Origin of the sequence: Mycobacterium hackensackense (genome assembly GCF_025822555.1) — a bacterium.
Taxonomy (GTDB): domain Bacteria; phylum Actinomycetota; class Actinomycetes; order Mycobacteriales; family Mycobacteriaceae; genus Mycobacterium; species Mycobacterium fluoranthenivorans.
In genome coordinates, this window is the sequence record NZ_JACKUC010000030.1 from 1,882,359 (window position 1) to 1,905,699 (window position 23,341).

The following is a 23,341-nucleotide window of genomic DNA, read 5'->3' on the forward strand; positions in this document are numbered from 1 at the left end:
CTGGTTGTTCATCCAGATCTGCCTCTGTGGTGTACCGCCGCTCACGTCGTCGAGGAGGACACCGCAGTGGCCGAACTGCGCACTGATCGACAAGCAGAGGCGGTAGGAGTCGGCCGGGACCGCCCGCGTGGTGGCGGCGGATGCACCCTTGCTGCCCAACCGATCACCTGTCAGTGCCGCCTTGACTGCGGCCCGGGTGTTGTTGCCCTGCCCGGCATTGAGGGCGGTCAAATGGTCGATCTCGGACACGGTGATCAGCGCGCGGTCGATCCGGTCCTCAGGATTCTTTTGTTCCTTGAACAGCTCGGCGATCCCTTGCCCGGAGCCGAGGCCCTTCCTCGTGAATGTCGGCGGGCCACACGACGCGGCTGAGCTTGTCGGTGACGCCTTTGCCGGACGAGTACGACACCCATGTTCAGTGACGCCGGGGCCGGCGGGCCGGGGAGCATCACGTGCGGTCCGGTGGTGGCGATGACACGGTTGAGGATGGCGACGAGGAGGGCCCAGGGTGCGACGTAGCTCGCGCGTGCCGATTGATGGATCAGCTTGAGTTGTTCTGTTGCTGACCAGAATTCGGTGTCTTTCAAGATGCTGCCTTCCGGGCAATGTAGGAGGAGCCGCTGCGGCCGGTGACGCGCTTAGCCTGGGTGGCCCAGTTCTGTGAGTCGGCGATCTGGCGGCCGGCATCGGCACGATGTCCCTGTACGACATCGTGGTTGAGTGCTTCGCGGACGCCGCCCAGGATCAGGGCGAGGAGCTTGCGGGCGTCATCGTCGGGGAGGGCGCACCACTGTGGGGTGCCGGGAATCAGCGCGTGGTTGTCTACACCGTGCTGCCCGTTGGCCGCTGCCCAGCGTTCGGCGAAGCGGTACACCCACCGTCGCGGGCAAGCTCACTCGGATAGAAGGGCAAGGGCTGAAGCGGCTCGACAGCGGCAAGACCGATTCGGCGATACGAGTAGTGCCGCTGCCTGCGTTCGCGGTCGCTGCGCTGGAGGATCGACGTGGCCGCGACTTCCTCGGTGAGCAGCCGATGATCTTCCCGTCGACGGCCGGCACCTGGCGCGACCCGGACAACTTCAACAAGCAGTGGCGCAAGGTACGCGACGACCTCGGGGTGCCCGACGTCACGAGCCACTCGTTCCGCAAGAGCGTAGCGACTCTGATCGACGACGCCGGCCTGTCCGCGAGGGTCGGCGCCGATCAGCTGGGCCACTCCAAAGTGGGCATGACTCAGGATGTGTACATGCGCCGCGGGAAGGTGCATACGGAAGTGGCGGACCTTCTCGATCGCGCCATACCCGATGAATAAATGATGACCTTGTGGCCTTTTCAGTGCCCCCACCAGGGCTCGAACCTGGGACCTGCGGATTAAAAGTCCGTAGCTCTACCGACTGAGCTATAGGGGCGTGGAGCAACAGAATACTGCCTGCCGTCGGACGGTCGTCGTCAGGTGGTCCGACAGGTGGTCTGAGCTGGGCGGGGGGATCCCGTTTGGGATTTCCGGCGGTGGTGTCCTAAGCTATCGAAGCTCTCAACGGAACGTAGTTGCGAGTACCCCGGAGGAATTCGGATTAGGCCCCCATCGTCTAGTGGCCTAGGACGCCGCCCTTTCACGGCGGTAGCACGGGTTCGAATCCCGTTGGGGGTACGCAACGCGGAAACGCGGAGCACGCAGGAAAGCAAGGCCCTGTGGCGCAGTTGGTTAGCGCGCCGCCCTGTCACGGCGGAGGTCGCGGGTTCGAGTCCCGTCAGGGTCGCAGTATTGCGGCGTAAGGCTTGCTCGGTCGAAAGACCGGCGCCTTCCGGCCAGGTAGCTCAGTTGGTACGAGCGTCCGCCTGAAAAGCGGAAGGTCGCCGGTTCGATCCCGGCCCTGGCCACCAAGCTCCATCTCGGTTCATCCTCCGCTTTTTTTGGCGAGCTTTCGGGCTGCACATCCTTCGTGCCAAAGGTGTTGGCCACCAGCCACTCGCGGTGTTGACGCGAATCGTTCGGCTCGAGCTTGATATACGTTGCTTGTCGTAGACAGCCACCGGATGAGCGCCGGTCCCCGCCTGGTTTCGTACTCGGACGAATGGCGATGAGCAGCCACCGGAAGGAGGGCGTCCGCCGATGTCGGCCTGGATGTCTGCCTTACGGCCCTCCCAACCCGCGACGAGTGACGACCTCGATCCGGTGAGCCTGCCGGAGACCGTTGCCCGCGCCAGGGCGGTCCTCGGCGACGAGCCGACGGCCTGGGCGATCCAGCGATCCAAGCAGATCTGCGATACCTACGAGGCGTCCGCTCGGGCCGATCCGACGATCACCGTCGACGGGCTGGATCGGGTGGCGTGCGAGGCCGCGCTCCTGACGGTCTTGGTCAACCTTCGTACCGGGCGCGCTGAGGCCCCGGCACCGCCGGAAGGCTTCGAGAGTGTCCGGCGCGCCGTCCGCCAAGGCGCCAGAATCGAGACAATCCTGCGGGTGGTGTGGTTCAGCCACACCACCGTTCAAATGGCCCTGTTGGAGGTGCTGTCCCGCGAGGTGCCGGCCGAGCGGCTCGCCGACGAACTGCGCGCGGTCTCCGAGGGATTGTTCGAATTCGTCGACGGCCTCGTCCGCGAGCTCGCCACGGCCTACGACCAGGAACGTGCGGCGTGGCACGGCCGCCTGGCGGCATTGCGCCGCCAGACCATGGAGCACATCGTCGAGCACGGCACCGCCCGGGATGGCAGCGAACAACTCCTCGGGATCCGCCTGCGCGGTGACCATCTGGCCGCCGTGATCCGGTCGGTCGACCCGGCCCCGCCGACCGGATGGGACGGCAGCGTCACGCGCTATGTCGCAGCGGTGAGCGCGACGATCGAGGCGGTCAACAGTCTGGTCCTCGACCAGCCGGATGGCTCCACGGTGATCTGGTCGCTGTCCGCTGCGCCGCGGGACCCGGTCTCGGCCGTCACGGACCGTGTCCCGCACCCGCCCGGATCGATCGTCGCGTTCGGACCGGTCGGCCGGGACGTGGCCGGCTTGCAGAGCTCGTTGCTCGGGGCCCGGCAGGCTGCGCTCGTGGGTGGGCAGCACCAGAGCGAGGGCGCATGGACCTACGACGATGTCGGGCTGCAAGCGGTGCTGCTTGCCGACCCCGAGGCCGCCGGCAGGTACGTCCGCCACGTGCTCAAGGGTCTGACCGACGGTGACGCCAAGTCGGCGATGCTGCGCGAAACACTGTGGGCCTACCTGCGGCACGGACGCAGCAGACTCGCGGCCGCCGAAGAGCTGCACATCGCGCCGAACACGGTCGCCTACCGGGTGCGCCAAGCCGACGAACGTCTGGAACGGCCGGCCCTCGACGATCCCACGCCCATGGTCGTCGCCCTCAGCCTGGCCCGAGACTTCCCTGCCCTGCTCGGCTGAGATCCGCCCGGAAGCCGATGCGCTACAGACCGAGCTGGTGTTCGGGCATCCAGGTCCCGTGGATCGTGCTCAGCCGCACGGGCAGCTTGTACCCACCCAACGGACCCGCCCCGACGTCCTCGGCATCGAAGATCAGCAGGTCACTGTGGCGCTCGGCGACCCGGTTCACCAGCGCCAGCAGATAGCCGACCCCTTCGGGGGCGCCCCGGTATGCCGGGACGAACTCGACCTCCTGCGCGGTATCGCCCGGGGGCAGGGCGTGCACGGTGAACTGCCCGTTGTCGAAGTCGTAGTGGCCGATCCCGTTCGTGGCCGGCGACGCGGGAACCACGTCAGGTGCGCCGTCCGGGAATGCCGGGTCGCCGGGCGCCTCCAGCAGCCGGCCGGCGGGCATGCCCGCGTTCATGACCAAGAAGTAGCCATGCCGGTGCCGTGACATCTCCCACCGGGCGTCGATCTGCGGAAATTCGCAGACGACCTCATCGAGGCGCTCCACCCGGACCGGCGTCGCCGGATCGCTCGGATCGATCCGCCACCGGGTCAGGTAGGTCGCCATATCGGCCGGGTCGAACATGTTGCCCTGCACGTCGGGGAAGAAGAACGGAAACGGTCCCGTCTTGCCCTGGCAGACGTCGACGACGGTCACACCGTCCTCGTCGTAGGAATTGACGAAATGGCCCGGGGCGTGGGTCGGCACCTCGATCCACCGGATCTGCTCGCCGTGCCCGTACCGTGGTAGCACCCCGACGTAGGACGCCTTGGACGAATCCCATTGCCAGTGCGCACCACCGGCTTTGAGCCGGTCCAGGTCGGTCGCGGCCGGACTGATCGGGAACACCGCATGACTGGGGGAGACCCGGAAATCGTGGATGTAGGCGGGGTAGGGGGCCTCGAACCACGTCTCGTGTGTCACATGCCCACTCGCGTCGACGACGTAGTAGGCGATATCGCGGGTGGCCTCACCCTTGGCCTCGTAACCGAACAGGAACATCTCTCCGGTGTCGGGGTCGAAGCTCGGGTGCGCCGTGCAGGTCTTGCTGGTCATCGCCCCGTAGAAATCCCATTGGCCCACTGTCTCAAGGGTTTCCGGGTCCACCTCCCAGGGCAGGCCGTCCTCTTTGAGCATGAGCAGCTTGCCGCCGTGCCAGACGACATGGGTGTTCGCCGTCGAGCGGACGCGGCCACGAACGCTCGGGTCGGCCGTGTAGACGTTGCGGTATCGCCCGAACAGGGCGCGCCGGGCGGCGCGTTCCAGCCGGAACTTCTCGGTACGCACGAATCGCGACTTGAAGTCCACGTGGCCGTTCTGGAAATGGAACATCGCGGTCATACCGTCTCCGTTGATGAACAGTTCATCGTCTGCCATCGGCGGGAACGCCCAGTCGTACGCGGCGCGGTAGTAACGCCCGTTGAGGTCGGCCGGCACCTGGCCGTAGGACTCCAGTTCGTACACGTCGGCCTCGATGCGGCTGGGTGTGCCCCAGCCCTGGAACAGGGGGATATCCGGGTAGCCGATTCCCGGTCGCAGGTTGAGTCGAGCGTCGGTCATGGTGGCTCCTCGAAAGATCGCGATGTGCTGAATTACCAAGCCATTTCAGCCCGAGCGCGGGCGGCGCGTCTTGCGTCCGCGCGCCAACGTCACACCATGTTCTTGGTGCCACAACGCAATCGCGGTGAACCGACTAACTCACGTCTGTAGGGCCGCCGGTTCCCGTGGGGCAACAATGCGGGCGGCCGCCTCGACCGCGGCGGCGCGGCTGGTGGCGTGGGTATCGGCGTCGACGGGGCCGACCTCCGGCCAAGCCGCCCAGGCCATCCCGATGCCGAACATCATTATCAGCAGCTGGTGGGGCTCCCATCGCCGGTCGACGTGGCCGGCCGCCTGGGCGGCGATGATCGAAGCGGTGTCGCGTTCGCGGATGTTGTGGCCGTCGAGCTCGGGTTCCTCGAGCGGTACGCCTTCCAAACGTGCCCAGGTGATCATCCGGAGATGCTCCGGCTTGCTGGTGGCCAGGTCGTAGAGGTCTCCGGCGAATTCGGCGACGGCGTCCGGCCGGACAGCGATCGCACTGAAGAACTCCGCGCTGTCGGCGGCGACCACCTGTCGGAACAGGGCCTCCTTGTCGCCGAAATGCGCGTAGAGCCGCTCCTTGCTGGCGTTCGCGGATTTGGCGATCCGGTCGATCCGGGCGCCGGCCAGTCCGTATCGGGCGAACTCGGCGCGTGCCGCGTCGATGATCACGTCGCGTAGTTCGGCTGTACTTCTCACAGGAAGATCATAACCAAACGAAACAGTTCGTTTGGTACTTTCGGGACTATGACCCAGCAGAACACCGCGACGTCGTCGATTGCGTCGATGCCGCGCGGCGGCCCCGACGCCACGCGACTGGACCGGCTGATGCAGACGGACGTCCTGGAGTACACCGATCGGCAGGACGTCCCCGACGAGCTCAAGCAGCGAGTGATCGAGGGGCTCGACGCGATGGGTGAACGCACCGGCCTTCACGATCACCACGCGAGGACGGCACTTCAGGTCGTCGCCGATATCGCCAACCCGCGCATTCTCGAGATCGGCGCCGGCCATGGCCGGTTATCGGCGCGGATTCTGGAACTGCACGCCACCGCCACTGTGACCGCCAGCGATCTGGACCCGACGTCGGTGGCCAACATGGCGGCGGGCCCGCTCGGATCTCATCCCCGGGCGCGCACCCAGGTGGTCGATGCCACCGCCATCGATGCCGAGGACGCCTCCTATGACCTGGTGGTGTTCGCGTTGGCCTTCCATCACCTGCCGCCCGCGACGGCGTATCGCGCCATCGCCGAGGCCACGCGGGTGGCCTCCCGCTTCCTGGTGATCGACCTCAAGCGTGCCTCGCCGTGGGGGATGCTGCTCACCCCGATCGTGATGGTGCCGACATCACTGGCGATCATGCCGCGCGCGTCCATCCTGCCGACCATGCACGACGGCATCATCAGCTCGCTGCGCGCCTACTCGGCGCCGGCGCTGGTTGCGCTCGGCAAGGCCGCCGACCCGCAGATGAACATCGACTTTCTTCGACCGCCACGCTCGAGGTTCGGTCCGCCGTCGATGACCGCCGTCTTCTCCCGGGCGCCACGCGCCTGCGCCCCCGCCCCGGCCAAGGAAGGAACGTCCCAATGAAGAACGCCGCCGCCAGAACCGAACAGATCATCGAACAGCCCGCACGGGTCCGGGCGCTGCGAAAACTGGTGGAAGCCACCGCGGACGGCCTGTGGCCGGCGATCGAGCTGTCCCGGCCGTACATCGACGGCACTGAGAACCTCCCGCGCGACGGCCGGTTTTTCTTGGTAGGCAACCACACCCAGACCGGGATGGGCGAAGCGTGGCTGACCTGCCTGGCGGTACGGCGGGCGATCGGCACCCGGGTCCGGCCGTTGACCGAACGGGGGATGGGAAGCATGCCGGGGCCGATGGGAGACGTTCTGGCCGCGTGCGGCGGGGTCGTCGGAACGCCGGAGAATGCCACCAAGCTGATGCAGAACAACGAGACACTGCTGGTGTTTCCCGGCGGCGGTCGCGAGATCGGAAAGTTCAAAGGCGAGGAATACCAACTCAAGTGGCAAGGGCGCGCCGGCTTCGCGCGGGTGGCGATCGCCAACGACTATCCGATCGTCCCATTCGGCTATGTCGGCGGTGACGACATCTACCACAGCATCACCCCGCGGGACAGCCTGCTGGGCAGGCTCACCGAGAAGTTGGGTCTGGCCGTCACCGGAAAGCCGGACATGACGATGCCCTTGGTGCGGGGGATCGGCCCGACGCTGATTCCCAGCCCGCAGCGGAACTACCTGCGCTTCGGTCAACCGATCGACACCACACAACCGGCCGGTGTATCCGACGACGAGTGGGTGGAGACCGTCAAGAAGACCACCCAGACGGCGGTGGAGAACATCTTGCGCGAGCTGCAGGACATCCGCGCCGAAGACCCCTTCCGTCAACTGAACCCGCTGGCCTGGCGCGACGCGGTTCAGCCGCAATCCGCCGTGTCCTAGTCGTCCACCATCGGGAGGTCGGGGTCTTGCGTCGCTTGCTGTGCGTGCTGGGAGTTGCCGCTGTGGTTTCCGGGTGTTCGTACCCCGCCGATGTCGTGATCGCCGCACCACCTGTACCGCTGCCCCCGATGGGATGGAACTCGTGGAACTCGGGAATGGAGATCGACGACCAGTCGATCAGGGACACCATCGACGCGATGGTGTCCTCCGGCATGCGAGATGCGGGATACACATATGTCAATCTGGATGCGGGATGGGCTGCACCAGAACGCAATTCTGCCGGTGAGCTGGTCCCCGACCCTCAGCGCTTTCCGTTCGGGCTGACACCGCTGGTCGACTACGCACACGAACGCGGACTGCGGTTCGGTCTGTACTCGAGCCCGTTCAACGAGACCTGTGGACAAGGTGTGGGCACCGCGAGCCTCGGCCACGAAACCGTGGACGCCGCGACCTTCGCGGCGTGGGGAATCGACTTCCTCAAGTACGACTGGTGCAGCGTCGCCGCCGACCACGACGAACAGGTTCGGGTGTTCGGCGCGATGGGGTCGGCCCTGCGGGACAGCGGAAGACGCATCGTCTACAGCATCAACCCGAACAGTTCCGGGGACCCCGCCGCGGGTGCCCGCTTCGACTGGACTGGAGTCGCGGACATGGTCCGCACGTCCGGCGACCTGGTTCCGTTGTGGCGCAATGTGTTAACCATGCCGGGTGGTGTGGATCCGTTCGCTTCAGGGATGTTCGGCGGCGTCCCCGACCAGTTCGCGGATGCCGCCGCGGCAAATGACCGCCCGGCATATCGCAGCGACCCGGACATGCTGGTGGTCGGGGTGACGTGGAGCGACTTCTTTCTCCGGCACCGAGAACTGTTGCGCCACACCATCAAGTCGCAGCCCTTGACCGCCGACCAACGTGCGCTGATCGAGCCGATGTTGGCCATGCCGGCGCGGACCGCGCAGTGGATCGCCGCCACTCAACCAAGCTTGACCGAAGACGAGCAGCGCAGCCATTTCTCCCTGTGGGCGATGCTGGGCGCCCCGTTGTTGGCCGGTAACGACTTACGGGCAATGTCGCCGACCACGTTGTCGATCCTCACCAACCGCGAGGTCATCGCGGTCGATCAGGACCCGCTGATGGCCAAGGCCCGCCAGGTCGGCGGCGATGGGCGGATCTGGGCCAAGCGGCTCGCCGATTCCTCGGTGGCGGTCGCGCTGTTCAATCCCTCGAGCGTGCCGGGGGATATCGCGACCACGGCCGCCGCAGTGGGACTGCCGCCGGCGTCCTGTTACAGCGTGCGCGACCTGTGGACGGGGGACAGCGCCGAGGTCACCGGTGACCTCGGCGCCAGATCCGTGGCACCCCACGCTGTTCACCTCTTGCGAGTAAGGACAGCGGATACGTGTTCCCACTGAACTTCCTGCCCGAAATACCCGTCGGGCCGCTGACCTTCGTCGTGTTGGCAGCGGTCGTCATCGGCTCGTCGGTGCCGGTATTCAGCATCGTGATCGCCGCCGAACCGATTCTGGTCGCCGTGATACTGGCGACCGATCACGATCTGTCCGTTCCTGAGCTGCTCGCGGTCGCGATCGGCGCCGCCGTCGTCGGTGACATGGTGAGTTACTGGCTCGGCCGGACGCTCGGACCGAGGCTGCTCAAGACGAGGATCGTGCGTCGTTCCCGCAAACACGTCTACGGCGCGCACCACTCCGTGCAACGCCGAGGTGTGTTGGGCGCCATGATCGTTCAGCGCTGGGTGCCCCCGGCGCGCGGTTTCGTGCCGGCCTCACTCGGCACGGCACGACGGCCTTTCGGGCGGTTCGTCGGCTATTCGGTGATCGCCTCCGCGGTGTGGGCGCTCGTCTTGGTCCTGGGTACGCATTTCGGTGGACCGACTCTGATGCTGGTCATCCCGGCGGTGATCACGGTGTTCCTCGTGATCCAAGGCGTACGACGCCTGGTCATCTGGTGGGGCAACCGCAGGGATGCCCGAGTCGCCGCGACGGAACGATGACTTCCCGGGCTGTCCCCTTCCCTCAGGCCGGAATTCGGCGGTTCAGCGTCAGCGACGCCACCGCGGACGCCACCGTCACCAGCACCGCCAACCGCAGCCAGCCGGCGCTGGCGTCGCCGGGTACCGTCTGATACCCGATCTGCTGCTGCAGCTTGTCGTACACCCCGTTGAGCTCGTCGAGGTTCGACGCATAGAACATCTGGCCGTCGGTCAGTTCGGCGATCTTCTTCAGCGTGGCATCGTCCACCGGCACCGGCTGGCGGATCCCGTTGAGGTCGACATAACCGTCCGGGGTACCGAACGAGATCGTCGAGATGGGCACGCCCTGGTCTTTGGCGGCCCGTGCCGCGGTAAACGCGCCGCGCGGCTCGTCGGGCTGTGAGGGCACCGTCTCCTTGCCGTCGGATTCGAGCACGATGCGCGCCGGCGGTGGTCCGTCGCCGCCGCCGATCACCGCGTCCGCCGTCGAGATCGCCTGCAGCGCGGTGAAGATGGCCTCGCCGGTGGCGGTCCGCTCCTCGGCCTTGAGTCCGTCGATGGCGTTCTTCATCTTGGCGCGGTTGGTGGTCGGGGCCACCAGGACCGTTGCGGTGCCGCCGTACGCGATCAGGCCGAGGTTGATACCGGGGTTGAGTTCGTCGGCGAACTTCTTCCCGGCCGCCTGGGCGGCCGCCAGCCTGCTCGGAGACACGTCGGTGGCGCGCATCGACTCCGAGACATCGATCACCAGCATCACCACCGCCCGGTCCCGCGGGATGCGCTCGTCATGGGTCGGCCCGGCCAAGGCGCAGCTCAACAGCAGCAGAGCACCGACCAGCAGGACTGCCGGCAGGTGCCGCCAGCGATCGGTGCGTGGGCGTGCGACCTTGTCCAGGATGTGCAGATTGGCGAAGCGCAGCACCCGGATCCGGCGCTTGCGCAGCATCACGATGTAGAGCACGGCCACCGCCGCGGCGACGAGTGCGAACAGGAAGAACCATGCGTGGGCGAAGCCCGCCAGCGTGATCGGGCCCAGAAATGGCAGCGTCATTGTCGCGCCAGGCTAGGAAACGGCGCTGGGGCCTGACTCCGGCACGGATGTCAACCCGCTGTGGGCCTCAGTTCACGCACGGGGTGCGGTCGCCGCTTACCGGCAGGCCGTGGTCGGGAGTCGGGTCGCTGGACCCGGCCTCCTCGGTACCGAACCACGGCCGGTGCGCGGACGTCGTGGCGGTCCTGGCGGCGGACGAGCTGGGTGTGGTGCTGGACGTGGAAGACGTGGAATCCTGCGCGGTCAGCTTGGCCGGCACCAGATAACCGTTGCCGATCACCACCCGCACCTGACCCGCCGGCAGCTCCTTGTCCGCGACGGTCACCACGGCACCGAGCAGACCGGAGAGCTCCTGGGCGACGTCGTCGGCCCCGGCGCCGTAGCTGATGGTCGTCAGTGCAGGCTTGTCCTCGAGCTGGATATCGGGCGTCTCGACGTGAAACCCGCGTTTCTCCAGGGCGGTCGCGACGGTCGAGGCCGTCCAGTTGCTGTCGGCGTTGACCACCTGCACGGGGTTCGTCGGGACGGTGGTGGAGGTGGCGACCGGAGTGCCGTCGGAGAACGCCGCGCGCACCTGTGCCTTGATGGCGTCGGGGTCGATGATGTTGACGTCCTGGCCGTTTCGGGTGTCGTAGCGCACCACGGGCAGGGTCTTGTAGACGACATCCGGACCGCTGATCGAGCCCAGCCTGCGGAACAGATCGGAGTCCCAGCCGCTGGACAACACGATGTCCTTGTGGGCGATCGCCATCAACTCGTTGAGCTTGCCGATATCGGTGAAAGCGCCGGACTCCTGCAGCTGCCGCATGACCGCCACCAGGAAGGCCTGTTGGCGGTGGGTGCGGTCGAGGTCACCGTTCTCCAGACCGTGCCGCTGCCGGACGAAGGCCAGCGCCTGCGCGGCGTTGAGGGTCTGGAGACCCGCCGGGAAGTTCGCCCCCGAATATTCGTCGTCCACCGCGTGGTTGAGACACACCTGGATGCCACCCAGAGTGGACGCCAGATCATAGAAGCCGGCCAGATTGATCTCCGCGAAGTAATCGATGGGTACCCCGACGAGGCTGCGCACGGCGCTCAGGGTGGCGGCGCGGCCGGCCTCGCGGCCGGCCATCTCGAGCGTTTCGCGGTCGCCGATCCCCTCATCGGCCAGGTGCTGTTCGGTGTAGAACTTGGTCAGCCCGTAGGCCTCTTTGATCTTGATATTGGTGTAACCGGGCAGGCGGTGGAAGTCGACATAGTCATCCCGCGGGATGGAGAAGGCGGTCACCTTGTTGTCCGCGTCGACGTGCACCAGGATCAGGGTGTTGGTGTTGTAGCCGCCGGTCTCGGAATCCCCGGCATGCAACTGATCCAGCACTTCCTGCGGCAGGTCGTTGCCGTGCTGGTCCTTTCGGGAGTCCAGCCCGATCAGCAGGATATTGATCGGGCCGCCTTTGATGTGCGCCGAGTCGGCCAGCGCATGTGACACGGTGAATCCGGTCAGCACGCCGCGGGTGGTCCACCACGCCGCCCCGGACACCGCCACCAGTGCGGTGGACAACACAGCAAGGACGACGCGGGCCCAGCGGAGCCGGCGCCGAGGCGGTTCAGGCAATCGGTGCCGGGCGGCGTCGGGCATATCAGGCGAAGTGTACGACCGAGGCCGCGCCTGCGATAACGCAATAGACCGCGAACGGCAGCAGCGTGCGGTGCTCGAAATAGCGGGTCAGGAAGCGCACGGAGAGGTAGGCCGCCGCTGCGGCGACGGCCGAGCCCGCCAGTACCTGGCCCAGGATGCCCCGGCTGGCCGGCTCGGCCAGTTCCGGCAACTTGAGCACGCCTGCGGCCAGGATTATCGGCGTGGCCAGCAGGAACGCGAACTTGGCGGCATCCTCGTGGTCCAAGCCCCGGATCAGCCCGCCGACCATCGTGACCCCGGACCGGCTGATCCCGGCCAGCAGTGCCAGGCTCTGCGCCAGGCCGATACCACCGGCCTCCACCGCACTGAGGTCGTCGAGGGTTCGTGTGCCCGGCAGCCGCCTTCGCCACAGTTCGGCTATGGCAAGAATCACACCGTTGAGCGTCAAGAACACGGCCGCCACCAGCGGGGTGGCGAACAGCGTGCGCAGCGGATGTTCGAAGGCCAGCCCGAGCAGCCCGGTCGGGATGGTCGCGAGGACCAGCAGCCAGGCCAGCCGCTGCGCGGACGTCTCGATCCTGCGGATCCGCACCGAGGTCACGAACGCGCCGATGATGCGCACCCAGTCCCGCCGGTAGAACACCAGCAGGGCCAGTGCCGTCGCGACGTGCAGCCCGACCACAAAGGCCAGGTACGGGGTGTGGCCGTGGGAATTGCCCTGTGTCACAAGCTGACTCCAGGACCCGCCGAGCCAGGCCGGGACAAGCACCGAATGGCCCAGGCTGGAGATCGGGAACAGTTCGGTGACACCCTGGAGCGCGCCGATGACAACGGCCTGCAGATAGGTCAGCATGTACGCCTATTCGGTTGTTCGGCGGTGGAAGCGGTCACGCAGCTGCGGATCGGCCTCCCACCACAGTGCGGATGAGGTCTGTTCACCGGACGTGTCGTCGGCCGCATCGAGTTCGGCGTCGAGCACCGCGGCCTGGGCCTGCTCGTCGGAAGACAGCGCGCGCATCAGCACCATCAGGAACGGCACACCGAGCACGTCACCGAGAATCCACAGCACGCCCGCGCCGATCGACTGGTCCACCCGCATGCTGGGGCCCCAGGTGCGGTTCAGGGCCAGGTAGTAGTCGGTGGCGACCAGCGGTCCCAGCCACAACACCAGGCCCAACAGACCGTCGCCCAGTGTCTCGGCGATGCTGATCACGACCGAGATCATCTGCGGGTACCGCCGCGGCACCGGGTCGGCCTGGATGCGCGCATAGAAGTAGCAGAAACCGATGAGTACCAAGACTATTCGGGTGAGTGATTCGATGGCCGGGTTGGTCAGGGCCGCCACGTACCAGGGTGTCAGGTAGAGCAGCCACGGCGTGGCCAACATGAGCACCGAGGTGGTGGCCGGATGGGTGAGCACGCGGGCGACCTTGCCGGCGAGCACCCTGTCGACGAGTGCGGCGCCGCCCGCCGCGCGTAACGCGGTCAGCGGGGTGCCCAGCGCCAACAACATCGGCACCACGAACAGCAGCAGCAGAACTTGGAGAGCGCGCACCCAGAACAGCACCGGGGCGTACACGCCGACCATGCTCATGGTGGCCAGCGCCCAGACCGCGATTCCGCTCCAGAATCCGGCCCGTCTGGGGGCCGGCAGCGGCGCCTTGGCAGCGTGCGCGCGCCGGCAGCACCACGCGTAGGCGCTGCCTGCCAGCACAAGCAGCGCCGTCGAAGCCGCATCGACGGTCCACGATGTCGCCGCGGTGGACAGCGTCAGCGGTGCCACCGCCAAAGACATGGCGGCCAGTATGCGTGCGATTGCTGTGCACCACCTGCGCGTTCTCGGGCAGTACGATGACTGCCCGATATGAGGTGGACCTGGTGACGACCGAACCCGCTGCGCCCGACTTCCGTCAGCGACTGCTCACGGCGTTCGAAGAGTCGATCGCCGAGACTGGCTATGCCAAGACGACGATCGCCGATATCGTGCGCCGGGCCCGGACGTCGCGTCGCACGTTCTATGAGCATTTCGCCAGCAAGGAGGAGTGCTTTGTGCGGTTGTTGGCCGAGGCCAACGCCGAACAGGTGCAGCAGATCGCCGCGGCCGTCGATCCCGGGGCGCCCTGGCAGCAGCAAGCCCGCCAGGCCATCGAAGCCTGGATCGCCTCGGCCGAATCCCGGCCCGGCCTGACGTTGAGTTGGATCCGCGACGGCCCCTCGCTGGGGGTGGCGGGCCGTCAGCTCGTCCGTGACGCCATGGAGCAGTTCGTCGGCATGGTGAACCAGTTGGTGGACCGGTCCGAGTTCCGCGAGGCGGGGATCGGCCCGATCTCGCGGCAACGGCTGATCATGCTGCTGGGCGGGCTGCGCGAGCTCACCGCGGTCACGGTGGAGAACGGCGGCCGGATGAGCGATTTCACCGAGGAGGCGGTCGAGGCGACCATCGCGCTCATCACGCCGATGTCCTGACACGTTCTTGTGGAGCCCGGTACTTCCACGTACCGTAGTCGGTACATCGCAGTACCAACTTGATGGGTGTGTGGACATGGCCGAAGCGACGACCGATCCGATCCGGCTGCCTGCCGGTCCGCGGTGGCCTCCACTGGTGCAGGGCCTGGTGTTCCTCAGTGCCCGGCGGCGGGTGCTCGACACCGCCGCGCGGCGGTACGGCACGGCCTTCACCGTGAAAGTGCCGATCTTCGGCACCGCCGTCGTCATCAGCGACCGGGCGCTGATCAAGGAGCTGTTCACCACCGGACCGGACCTGATCAGCAGGCCGGCGAATCTGGGCTCGGTGCTGGGCCCCGGATCCACCTTCAGCCTCAACGGTGACGAACACCGGGAACGGCGCAAGCTGCTGGTGCCGCCGTTCCACGGCAAGCGGATGTCCTCCTATGAAGCCATCATCGAGGAAGAGGTGCGTCGGGAGACGGCGACGTGGCCCGAGGGTGTCGAGTTCGCGACGCTCGAACCGATGATGCGCATCACGTTGAGTGCCATCCTGCGCACCGTCTTCGGCGCACAGGGCCCCGCGCTGGACGAGTTGCGCGAGCTGTTGCCGCCGATGGTCCCGCTGGCATCGAAGATGGCGATCCTGCCCCGGGCGCTGCGTCGGGATCTCGGGCCGTGGAGTCCATGGGGCCGGGTGCAGCGGGCCCGGCGCCGCTACAACGAGATCATCGCCGGGCTGATCGCCGAGGCCCGCGCCGATCCCCGGTTCGAAGACCGCAGTGACGTGCTGGCGCTGCTGTTGAGCGCACGCTACGAGGACGGTTCGCCGATCGCCGACGATCATGTCGCAGACGAACTGCTCACCCTGCTCGCGGCCGGACACGAGACCACCGCGACGACACTGTCGTGGGTGATCGAACGACTGCGCCGGCATCCGTCGGTGCTGGAGCGCCTCGAGCACGACGGCGGCGAGCTACGCCAGGCCGTCATCTGGGAGGTGCAGCGCACGCGGCCGGTGGTGGAGTTCACCGCGCGCATCGTCGACACCCGAATCAGGTTGGGCGACTGGGTCCTTCCCGAAGGTACCGCCGTCATCGCGAGCTTCGGCCTGTCGCACCGCTGCGAGTCCAACTTCCGCGATGCCATGGCCTTCGACCCCGACCGGTTCCTCGGATCCAATCCCGACAACTACACCTGGATTCCCTACGGCGGTGGCATCCGGCGTTGTATCGGCGCGGCGTTCGCCAACATGGAGATGACGGTGACGCTGCGTACCTTGTTGCAGGACTTCGCTTTCGGCACCACCACCGCAGCCGGGGAACCGCAACGTTCGCGCGGCGTCGCGATGGCCCCCGGCGCGGGCGGGCGCGCCGTGGTCTTCCGGCGTCGCACGCCGGCCGAGACACCACATGAGGAGCAACGTGAGCAAGTCCACGCGTAGAACCATCAGTGGCCGCACCGCGGTCATCAGCGGTGCCGCGTCCGGGATCGGACGGGCATTGGCACAGCGGCTTTCGGCGCACAGCTGTCCGGTGGCGATCTCCGACATCGACGAGGCGGGACTCAAGGAGACCGAGGCCGCGCTGTCCGGTCCGGTGCTGCGCACGGTGCTCGACGTCGCTGACGCCCAAGCTCAGCGCGACTTCGCGGCCGAGGTCGCCGAGTGGGCGCCGGTACCGATCGGCGCGGTGTTCAACAATGCCGGCGTGGCCGTGTCGTCCAGTGTGCTCGAAGCGAACACCGGCGACGACAACTGGTCGTGGGATATCAACTTCCACGGTGTGGTCAACGGCACGCGGGCATTCCTGCCCATCCTGGTGCGGCAGGATTGCGGGGTCGTCGTCAACACCTCCAGCGTGTTCGGCCTGGCCGGCATGCCCAACCAGAGTGCTTATTGCGCTGCGAAATTCGCGGTGCGCGGCTTCACCGACGCGTTGCGCCAGGAGTTGCGCGGTACCGGTGTGTCGGCGGTCAACGTGCATCCGGGTGGGATCAACACCAATATCGTGCGCAATGCGCGGGTCCGCAAGGACCCCGACGGCCGGGGGCGCACGCACGATGAGATGGTGGCGGAGTTCGCCGCGCTCACCATGACCGAACCCGACAAGGCGGCCGCGATCATCCACCGCGGCGTGGAGGCTGGGAAGGCCCGCGTCCTGGTGGGGCCCGACGCGTACGTGTTCGACGCGCTCACGCGGATCACGCCGACGTACTACTACGACGTCATGAGCCGGGTGGAATCGGTGCTTCGCCGGCGTGCCCGCCGCTGACCCGGGCTTGATCGAGGAGCACCGGGTCGTGCGCGTTGACGATCAACAGATCGGGCTCGTGTCGGCCGGCCAGCTCGGCCAGTCGAGCATGGTTGTCCCGCAGGCATTTCCGGTCGAACGAGACGGAACTCTCCATCCGGCTCAACATCGGCGGGACCGTCGTGCCCCGGATCGTCCCGTGGTGGTAGAACGCGTCACCGGCGTGCAGGATCCAGCGCTGCCCCGCGTCGACGGCGACGCACGCGTGGCCGCGGGTGTGCCCGGGTAGCGACACCAGCACGATGCCGGGAAAAAGCTCCTTGGCGGCGGCGAATCCGCGCCAGGATTCCCCGTCGGGATTGTGCTCGACCAGCAGTGGGTCGTGCGCCCACTGTGCCTTCTGGTACCGGATGCGCTCACGCGGGGACGGGGCATGTACGGCGCCGCGTGCCTCGGCGACGGTGGTGTGGATGCGCGCGAGCGGGAAGTCGGAGATCCCGCCGATGTGGTCGGAATCGAAGTGGGTGACCACGATATGGCGCACATCGCCGGCGCGGTACCCGAGTTCCTGGATCTGGTGCAGAGCGGTCTCGGTGCGCGAGAGCGCGGGACGGGTGAGACGCCGGACGGGGCCGATGCGGCGCCGCGGGTCGGCGCAGTCGCCGGTGCCGAAACCCGAGTCGACGAGCACCAGTCCGTGTTCGGTTTCGGCCAGCAGCACGTGGCACACCAGGGGATAGGTCGGCAGTCTCATGCTGCCGCAGTTGAGGTGGTGAACCTTCACGCGATCTCCTGCGAGTCATCTTCTGTGGGCAACTTTGTGGGCAACCCCGGCAAGCATGTCAAACGGTGCACTTTGTCAGCCTCGGGGTGTGACGTGGGCGCTGCGGTACGTTGAAATAATGGTCCGGCCAGCCCAAACGGCGCGAAGTGAGCGCACCCGCGAAGCGCTGCGGCAGGCGGCCCTGGTGCGGTTTCTCGCTCAGGGGGTGGAGGAGACCTCGGCCGAGCAGATCGCCGCCGATGCCGGGGTGTCGCTGCGGACGTTCTATCGCCACTTCTCGTCCAAGCACGATCTGCTCTTCGTCGACTACGACGCCGGCCTGGAGTGGTTCCGCGCGGCCCTGGCCGAACGGAACTCGGGCGAGTCGATCGTGGAGTCGGTGCACTCGGCGATCCTGGCGTCGCCGTACGACGTGGAGGCGGTGACCAAGATCGCCGCGCTGCGCGCCGAGGAATTGGAGCCCGGCCGGATCGTGCGCCACATCCGGCAGGTCGAGGCCGATTTCGCCGAAGTCGTCGAAGAACATCTGCGTCGCGATTACCCGCCCCGGCCGGGTACCGACGCCCGATTGCGGGTGACGGTGGCGGCCCGGTGTATCGCCGCGGCGGTGTTCGGTGCCATGGAGGTATGGATGCTCGGCGAGCGGTCGCTTCCCGAACTGGCCCGGCTGACCCGCAGTGCGCTGAACTCGTTGGAGACGGGCCTCCTCCCGTCCTAGTTTTGTCAATATTGACAAAACATTCCTCGGCTGCCAGCCTCGGTTGATGCCGGATTCCACGGATTTCGATGCCATCGTGATCGGTGCGGGCCACAACGGCCTGGCCGCCGCCGTCCTGCTGCAACGCGCCGGACTGCACACCCTCTGTCTGGATTCCAAGCTCTACGCCGGTGGCATGGCCTCGACCGTCGAACTCTTCGACGGCTACAAATTCGAGATCGCGGGTTCACTGCAGTTCCCGACCTCCGCAGTGGTCAGCGCGGAACTCGGTCTCGACGAACTGCCATGTGTCGACGTCGACGTGATGTCGGTGTCACTGCGCGGAATCGGCGACGAGCCGGTGATCTACTACACCGACCCGATGAAGCTGCTCACCCACCTCAACGAGGTGCACGGCGCCGAGGCGGTCAACGGTATGGCCGGCCTGATGGCCTGGAGCCAGGCGCCCACCCGGGCGCTCGGGCGCTTTGACGCCGGGAAGCCGCCCCGCACACTCGACGAGATGTACGGCTGTGCCACAAACGAATTCGAACGTGCGGCGATCAGCGACATGTTGTTCGGCTCGGTCACCGACGTGCTGGACCGCTATCTGCCCGACGGTGAGAAGCACGGGGCACTGCGCGGCATGTTGTCCTTCCTGGCCGTCAACACCACCTACCGCGGTCCTGCCACCCCGGGCAGCGCCGCGGCGCTGGCGTTCGGGCTGGCGGTGCCCGACGAGAATGCCGTGCTGATGAAGAAGCTGCGCGGCGGTATCGGGACGCTGACCGATCACCTGGTGCGCCGGCTCACCACGGCCGGTGGCGAAGTGCGCCTGCGCGCCAAGGTCGACGAGATCTTGGTCGACGGCGGGCGGGTTACCGGAGTGCGATTGGCCGACGGGACCGTGGTGAGTGCGCCGGTCGTCGTCTCCGGCATCGCACCCGATCTCACCGTCAACGGATTGATCGACCCCGGCGCGGTCCCCGCCGATATCCGGGAACGCTTCGCCCGCATCGATCACCGCGGCAGCTACCTGCAGATGCACTTCGCGCTGGACGGCATCCCCACCTTCGCCGAACCCTACGGCATGCTCAACAACCCTGAGATGCAGGCGGCCATCGGGCTTTTCAGCACTCCCGAGGAACTGCAACAGCAGTGGGAGGACAGTCGGCGCGGTATCGTGCCCGCCGATCCCGCCGTCGCCATGCAGATGCCGTCCGTGCACGACCCCGACCTGGCGCCACCGGGCAAGCACGCGGTGTCGGCGTTCGCGCTGTGGTTTCCGATCGAAGCGGGTTCGGCGTCCTACGGGGAATCGAAGGCCGAGATGGGCCGCCGCGTCATCGAGAAGATCACCCGCATCGCACCGGATTTCGAGCAGCTCATCACCCGGCACACCACCTTCACCCCGCGGCATATGGGCACCATGTTCGGCGCCCCCGGGGGTGACTACTGTCACGGGCTGATCCACCCCGAGCAGATGGGCCCCAACCGGCCCGGCGCATGCGGCTATGTCGACCAACCGATTCCGATCGAGGGTCTGTACCTCGGCAGTGCCGGCTGCCACGGCGGGCCCGGTATCACGTTCATTCCGGGCTATAACGCCGCGCAGGCAGTGCTGGGTTAGCCCCTGGCCTGGAGCTGGGCCATCCAGTCCCTGGGCACCCGTCCGCGCGGCCCCGGAACCGTCTGATCCAGCGGGTGGCATTGCGGCTCGGCCAGTTCCGGGCCGTCGTAGTATTCGTTCGTGTCGTAGTTCCAGAACCAGTCCTCGTCCGGTTCGAAGCTGCGGATGACGGGATGCCCGGTGCTACGCCAATGCGCCTGCGCGTGGCGGGACAGCGAGTCGTCACAGCAGCCGATATGCCCGCAGGCGGCGCAGCGGCGCAGGTGTACCCACCAGCCGCCCGCCGCATCGCACTCCAGGCAACCGGTACCGCTGGGTGTCGCGTTCGGGTCGACTTCCGGCTGGGCTTCCGGATCGGCAGGTGTCATAGGACGAGCTTACTGTGCGGCAAGCGTTTGCATCGATGAGATCAGATCACGCTGAGCAAAACTATTCTCGTCATGTCCACCAGCAAAATCCGATCTTGACGTCGCCATTTCTGTGAGCACTGCTTTTGACAGCTAACTTCGGTGGCCTTAACGTCCGCGCGATGACAGCTCGACCCTTGACAGGGCAGGTCGCCCGGTCCATGGATGCCGTGGGCGAGTTCGTCGTGCTCAGCGCCGAGACCTTCGCTGCGATGTTCCGGCGGCCGTTCGCCTGGCGTGAGTTGTTCGAACAGATCTCGTTCGTCGCCAGGGTGTCCATCTTCCCGACGATCATGTTGTCCATCCCGTACACCGTGTTGATCGTCTTCACCCTCAACATCGTGCTGCTGGAGATCGGGGCCGGCGACCTCTCCGGCGCGGGGGCGGCGCTGGCCTCGGTCACCCAGGTGGGGCCCGTCGTCACCGCCATCGTCGTCTCCGGCGCCGGGGCCACGGCGATGTGCGCGGACCTCGGCGCCCGCACCATCCGCGAAGAGATCGACGCGATGAAGGTGATCGGCGTCAATCCTGTTCAGGCCCTGGTGGTTCCACGCGTCATCGCCGCCACCTTCGTGGCGTTGATGCTGTACTCCGTGGTCGCTGTCGTCGGCCTCACCGGCAGCTACCTCTTCGTCGTCTACGTTCAGCACGTCACTCCCGGCGCGTTCGTCGCGGGGCTCACCCTGCTCACCGGCCTGCCCCAGGTGATCGTGTCGTTGGTGAAGGCCTTGCTGTTCGGCCTGTCGGCCGGGCTGATCGCCTGCTACAAAGGCCTGTCGGTGGGCGGCGGCCCCACCGGTGTGGGCAACGCGGTCAACGAGACCGTGGTGTTCGCGTTCATGGCGCTGTTCCTGATCAACATCCTGGCCACTGCACTCGGTGTGAAGGTCGCGCCCTGATGAGTGACGCCACCGCCGGCAAGCGCACCCCGGCCGACCGGCTCCGGGTGATCGGCGAGCAGACCGCCTTCTACGGTCAGTCGCTGCTGCACATCGGTGATGCCATCCGGCGCTACCCCGGCGAGGTGCTCCGGCTCATCGCCGTCATGGGGCTGGGCACCGGCGCGCTGGCCGTCATCGGCGGCACCGTCGTCATCATCGGCTTCCTCACCCTGTCCACGGGTGCGCTGATCGCGGTGCAGGGCTACAACACCCTGTCCAATGTGGGCATCGAGGCGCTGACGGGCTTCCTGTCGGCGTTCCTCAACGTCCGGTTCATCGCCCCCGCCACCGCGGGGGTCGCCCTGGCGGCCACCATCGGCGCCGGCGCCACCGCACAGCTGGGCGCCATGCGGATCAACGAGGAGATCGATGCGCTGGAGGTGATGGGCATCCGGGCCATCACCTACCTGGTGTCGACGCGCATCGTCGCCGGCGTCGTCGTGGTCATCCCGCTCTATACGGTGGCCGTGCTGATGTCCTTCCTGGCCACCCAGTTCGGCACCACGGTCATCTACGGCCAGTCCAACGGTGTGTACCAGCACTACTTCTCCACCTTCCTGCGCCCGATGGACTTGGTGTGGTCGTTCATCGCCGCCCTGTCGATGGCAGCCGCGGTCATGGTGGTGCACACCTACTACGGCTTCACCGCGACCGGCGGGCCCGCCGGCGTGGGGGAGGCCGTCGGGCGGGCGGTCCGCACGTCGGTGACCGCCACGGTGTTCGTGCTGCTCACCATCACACTGTCCGTATACGGACAGTCCGGCAACTTCCACCTCTCGGGCTGACCCGGATGACCAACAGTGCCCGTCGCGAGAAGATCGACCCGATCTGGTACGCGCCCATCCTCTTCATCCTGATCGGCGCGCTGATCGCACTCACCGCCGTGCTGTTCAACGGGACGCTGCGGTCTTTCGTCGCGGTCACCCTGATCTCCGACCGTGCCGGTCTGGTCATGGAGAACGGCGCCAAGGTCAAACTGCGCGGCGTACAGGTGGGTGAGGTCGGTGGCATCGGCACACATGACGGCCTCGCGTCACTGAACCTCAAACTCGACCCCGGGCCGTTCAGGTACCTGCCCAGCAATGTCGAAGCAGAGATCAAGTCCAGCACCGCTTTCGGGGCCAAATACGTCGATCTCATCGTGCCGGACAACGCCAGTCCGCAATCGCTCAAACCGGGCGCAGTGCTGCAGTCCCGCAATGTCACCGTCGAGGTGAACACCGTCTTCGAGAACCTGCAGTCGGTGGTGCACGCCATCGACCCGGCGAAACTGAACTCCGTGCTGTCGGCCGTGGCGGAGTCCTTGCGCGGCAAGGGCGAGCGCATCGGCGAGGCCATCACGTCGGCCGACAACCTGCTGCTCACCGTGAACCCGCGGATGCCCACGGTGCAGCGGGACTGGCAACTGTTCGGTCGGACCACCGCCGCCTATTCCGATGCCGCCGACGACATCCTGTCGATCCTCGACTCGGCGGCCACCACGAGCACCACGATCACCACGCACGCTCAGGCGTTGGACGACGTGCTGTTGTCGGCGATCGGGTTCGCCCAGACCGGGGTCGACGTGATCGGCGGCAATGAGCAGAACCTGGTGCGCGCCATGAACATCCTGGACCCGACCACCAGCCTGCTGTTGAAGTACTCACCCACCTACACCTGCCTGTTCCAGGGGGCGCAGTGGTTCCTGGAACACGGCGGCCGGGATGCCATGGGCGGCAACGGGAAATCGGTCATCATGGACGCCGCGTTGCTCGCCGGCGACGACCCGTACCGCTTCCCGGACAACCTGCCCATCGTGAACGCCCAGGGTGGACCCGGCGGTAGGCCGAGCTGCGGGTCGCTGCCCGACGTCACCAAGAACTTCCCGGTCAAATACCTGGTCACCGATACCGGGTTCGGCACCGGGCCGGATATCCGCACCAACCCCGGTATCGGATTCCCGGGCTGGGCCAACTACCTACCGGTCACCCGGGCGGTCCCCGAACCGCCCAGCATCCGATACAACGGCCCGCCCGCACCCGGACCGTTCCCGCCACAGTTCGCACCGGGACTGCCCCCGCCGCCCGACCCGGCACCCGTACCTCCCCCGCCCGCGAACCCCTAG

22 protein-coding genes, 4 tRNA genes and 1 pseudogene are annotated in these 23,341 nt (G+C 66.9%); 17 read left to right on the forward strand and 10 right to left on the reverse strand.

What is annotated here, in order from left to right:
• Positions 1-583 precede the first annotated feature (583 nt).
• Positions 584-874, reverse strand: a complete 291-nt coding sequence (locus H7J86_RS18590; protein ID WP_267292545.1) for a DUF2742 domain-containing protein — start codon at positions 872-874, stop codon at positions 584-586.
• Here H7J86_RS18590 and H7J86_RS18595 point away from each other — a divergent pair.
• Positions 865-1,311: pseudogene (locus H7J86_RS18595) on the forward strand (site-specific integrase); the annotation flags it as partial. The gene H7J86_RS18590 and the pseudogene H7J86_RS18595 overlap by 10 nt on opposite strands.
• Positions 1,312-1,335: 24 nt before the next feature.
• Here H7J86_RS18595 and H7J86_RS18600 read toward each other — a convergent pair.
• Positions 1,336-1,408: transfer RNA gene (locus H7J86_RS18600), tRNA-Lys, on the reverse strand.
• Between the two features lie 169 nt (positions 1,409-1,577).
• On the opposite strand from H7J86_RS18600, the gene H7J86_RS18605 reads away from it, so the two are divergent.
• The 4 genes from H7J86_RS18605 (at position 1,578) to H7J86_RS18620 (ending at position 3,393) form a co-directional block, all read left to right on the forward strand.
• Positions 1,578-1,650, forward strand: a tRNA-Glu gene (locus H7J86_RS18605).
• Positions 1,651-1,685: 35 nt separating this feature from the next.
• Positions 1,686-1,759: transfer RNA gene (locus H7J86_RS18610), tRNA-Asp, on the forward strand.
• A gap of 47 nt (positions 1,760-1,806) precedes the next feature.
• Positions 1,807-1,883 (forward strand) — tRNA-Phe (locus H7J86_RS18615).
• A gap of 229 nt (positions 1,884-2,112) precedes the next feature.
• Positions 2,113-3,393 carry a PucR family transcriptional regulator gene (locus H7J86_RS18620; protein WP_267292549.1) on the forward strand — a complete coding sequence of 427 codons (1,281 nt, stop codon included), beginning with the start codon at positions 2,113-2,115 and terminating at the stop codon, positions 3,391-3,393.
• Between the two features lie 22 nt (positions 3,394-3,415).
• Here H7J86_RS18620 and H7J86_RS18625 read toward each other — a convergent pair whose 3' ends face one another.
• Both H7J86_RS18625 and H7J86_RS18630 read right to left on the reverse strand, forming a co-directional pair.
• Positions 3,416-4,942, reverse strand: a complete 1,527-nt coding sequence (locus H7J86_RS18625; protein WP_267292550.1) for a carotenoid oxygenase family protein — start codon at positions 4,940-4,942, stop codon at positions 3,416-3,418.
• A 138-nt stretch (positions 4,943-5,080) separates the two neighbouring features.
• The gene (locus H7J86_RS18630; protein ID WP_187097011.1) at positions 5,081-5,662 is read right to left on the reverse strand and encodes a TetR/AcrR family transcriptional regulator; all 582 of its coding nucleotides are present in this window, start codon (positions 5,660-5,662) and stop codon (positions 5,081-5,083) included.
• A 48-nt stretch (positions 5,663-5,710) separates the two neighbouring features.
• Here H7J86_RS18630 and H7J86_RS18635 point away from each other — a divergent pair, with 48 nt between their 5' ends.
• Genes H7J86_RS18635 through H7J86_RS18650 form a run of 4 tightly spaced genes read left to right on the forward strand, consistent with a single transcriptional unit; the run spans position 5,711 to position 9,433 of the window.
• Positions 5,711-6,553 carry a class I SAM-dependent methyltransferase gene (locus H7J86_RS18635; protein ID WP_267292551.1) on the forward strand — a complete coding sequence of 281 codons (843 nt, stop codon included), beginning with the start codon at positions 5,711-5,713 and terminating at the stop codon, positions 6,551-6,553.
• Positions 6,550-7,425, forward strand: coding sequence for a lysophospholipid acyltransferase family protein (locus H7J86_RS18640; RefSeq protein WP_090354530.1), 876 nt, complete (start codon positions 6,550-6,552; stop codon positions 7,423-7,425). The genes H7J86_RS18635 and H7J86_RS18640 overlap by 4 nt, the downstream gene beginning before the upstream one ends.
• A 26-nt stretch (positions 7,426-7,451) precedes the next feature.
• Positions 7,452-8,834 (forward strand): glycoside hydrolase family 27 protein, encoded by a 1,383-nt coding sequence (locus H7J86_RS18645; protein ID WP_267292552.1) that lies wholly within the window; start codon positions 7,452-7,454, stop codon positions 8,832-8,834.
• Positions 8,822-9,433 carry a DedA family protein gene (locus H7J86_RS18650; RefSeq protein ID WP_267292553.1) on the forward strand — a complete coding sequence of 204 codons (612 nt, stop codon included), beginning with the start codon at positions 8,822-8,824 and terminating at the stop codon, positions 9,431-9,433. Before H7J86_RS18645 ends, H7J86_RS18650 begins: the two co-directional genes overlap by 13 nt.
• Before the next feature lie 22 nt (positions 9,434-9,455).
• On the opposite strand, the gene H7J86_RS18655 is transcribed toward H7J86_RS18650, so the two are convergent.
• The 4 genes from H7J86_RS18655 to H7J86_RS18670 form a co-directional block, all read right to left on the reverse strand.
• On the reverse strand, positions 9,456-10,463 hold the full coding sequence (locus tag H7J86_RS18655; RefSeq protein WP_090354534.1) for a VWA domain-containing protein: 1,008 nt from the start codon (positions 10,461-10,463) through the stop codon (positions 9,456-9,458).
• A gap of 67 nt (positions 10,464-10,530) precedes the next feature.
• Entirely contained in the window at positions 10,531-12,081 is a 1,551-nt protein-coding gene (locus H7J86_RS18660; protein WP_267292554.1) for an LCP family protein, read from the reverse strand.
• 1 nt (position 12,082) lies between these two features.
• Positions 12,083-12,934, reverse strand: a complete 852-nt coding sequence (locus H7J86_RS18665) for an undecaprenyl-diphosphate phosphatase (protein WP_267292555.1) — start codon at positions 12,932-12,934, stop codon at positions 12,083-12,085.
• Positions 12,935-12,940: 6 nt separating this feature from the next.
• Positions 12,941-13,876 (reverse strand): cytochrome c oxidase assembly protein, encoded by a 936-nt coding sequence (locus H7J86_RS18670; protein WP_267292556.1) that lies wholly within the window; start codon positions 13,874-13,876, stop codon positions 12,941-12,943.
• Between the two features lie 83 nt (positions 13,877-13,959).
• Here H7J86_RS18670 and H7J86_RS18675 point away from each other — a divergent pair, with 83 nt between their 5' ends.
• From H7J86_RS18675 to H7J86_RS18685, 3 genes are all read left to right on the forward strand, one after another.
• Positions 13,960-14,547: a TetR/AcrR family transcriptional regulator gene (locus H7J86_RS18675; protein WP_235632718.1), complete on the forward strand. Its 588-nt coding sequence runs from the start codon at positions 13,960-13,962 to the stop codon at positions 14,545-14,547.
• A 76-nt stretch (positions 14,548-14,623) separates the two neighbouring features.
• Positions 14,624-15,970, forward strand: a complete 1,347-nt coding sequence (locus H7J86_RS18680) for a cytochrome P450 (protein WP_267292557.1) — start codon at positions 14,624-14,626, stop codon at positions 15,968-15,970.
• Positions 15,951-16,799, forward strand: coding sequence for an SDR family NAD(P)-dependent oxidoreductase (locus H7J86_RS18685; RefSeq protein WP_267292558.1), 849 nt, complete (start codon positions 15,951-15,953; stop codon positions 16,797-16,799). Before H7J86_RS18680 ends, H7J86_RS18685 begins: the two co-directional genes overlap by 20 nt.
• Here the strand turns inward: H7J86_RS18685 and H7J86_RS18690 are convergent.
• The gene (locus H7J86_RS18690) at positions 16,753-17,562 is read right to left on the reverse strand and encodes an MBL fold metallo-hydrolase (protein ID WP_267292559.1); all 810 of its coding nucleotides are present in this window, start codon (positions 17,560-17,562) and stop codon (positions 16,753-16,755) included. The genes H7J86_RS18685 and H7J86_RS18690 overlap by 47 nt on opposite strands.
• A gap of 118 nt (positions 17,563-17,680) precedes the next feature.
• On the opposite strand from H7J86_RS18690, the gene H7J86_RS18695 reads away from it, so the two are divergent.
• Complete coding sequence (locus H7J86_RS18695; protein WP_090354544.1) at positions 17,681-18,280, forward strand: TetR/AcrR family transcriptional regulator; 600 nt, start codon at positions 17,681-17,683, stop codon at positions 18,278-18,280.
• A gap of 46 nt (positions 18,281-18,326) precedes the next feature.
• On the forward strand, positions 18,327-19,889 hold the full coding sequence (locus tag H7J86_RS18700) for a phytoene desaturase family protein (protein WP_267292560.1): 1,563 nt from the start codon (positions 18,327-18,329) through the stop codon (positions 19,887-19,889).
• On the opposite strand, the gene H7J86_RS18705 is transcribed toward H7J86_RS18700, so the two are convergent.
• Positions 19,886-20,257, reverse strand: a complete 372-nt coding sequence (locus H7J86_RS18705; RefSeq protein ID WP_090354547.1) for a UBP-type zinc finger domain-containing protein — start codon at positions 20,255-20,257, stop codon at positions 19,886-19,888. The genes H7J86_RS18700 and H7J86_RS18705 overlap by 4 nt on opposite strands.
• A 161-nt stretch (positions 20,258-20,418) precedes the next feature.
• Between H7J86_RS18705 and H7J86_RS18710 the strand changes: the two genes are divergently transcribed.
• Genes H7J86_RS18710 through H7J86_RS18720 form a run of 3 tightly spaced genes read left to right on the forward strand, consistent with a single transcriptional unit; the run spans position 20,419 to position 23,341 of the window.
• On the forward strand, positions 20,419-21,195 hold the full coding sequence (locus tag H7J86_RS18710; RefSeq protein WP_187096998.1) for an MlaE family ABC transporter permease: 777 nt from the start codon (positions 20,419-20,421) through the stop codon (positions 21,193-21,195).
• Entirely contained in the window at positions 21,195-22,022 is an 828-nt protein-coding gene (locus H7J86_RS18715) for an ABC transporter permease (protein ID WP_090354550.1), read from the forward strand. The genes H7J86_RS18710 and H7J86_RS18715 overlap by 1 nt, the downstream gene beginning before the upstream one ends.
• 5 nt (positions 22,023-22,027) lie before the next feature.
• Positions 22,028-23,341: an MCE family protein gene (locus H7J86_RS18720; RefSeq protein ID WP_267292561.1), complete on the forward strand. Its 1,314-nt coding sequence runs from the start codon at positions 22,028-22,030 to the stop codon at positions 23,339-23,341.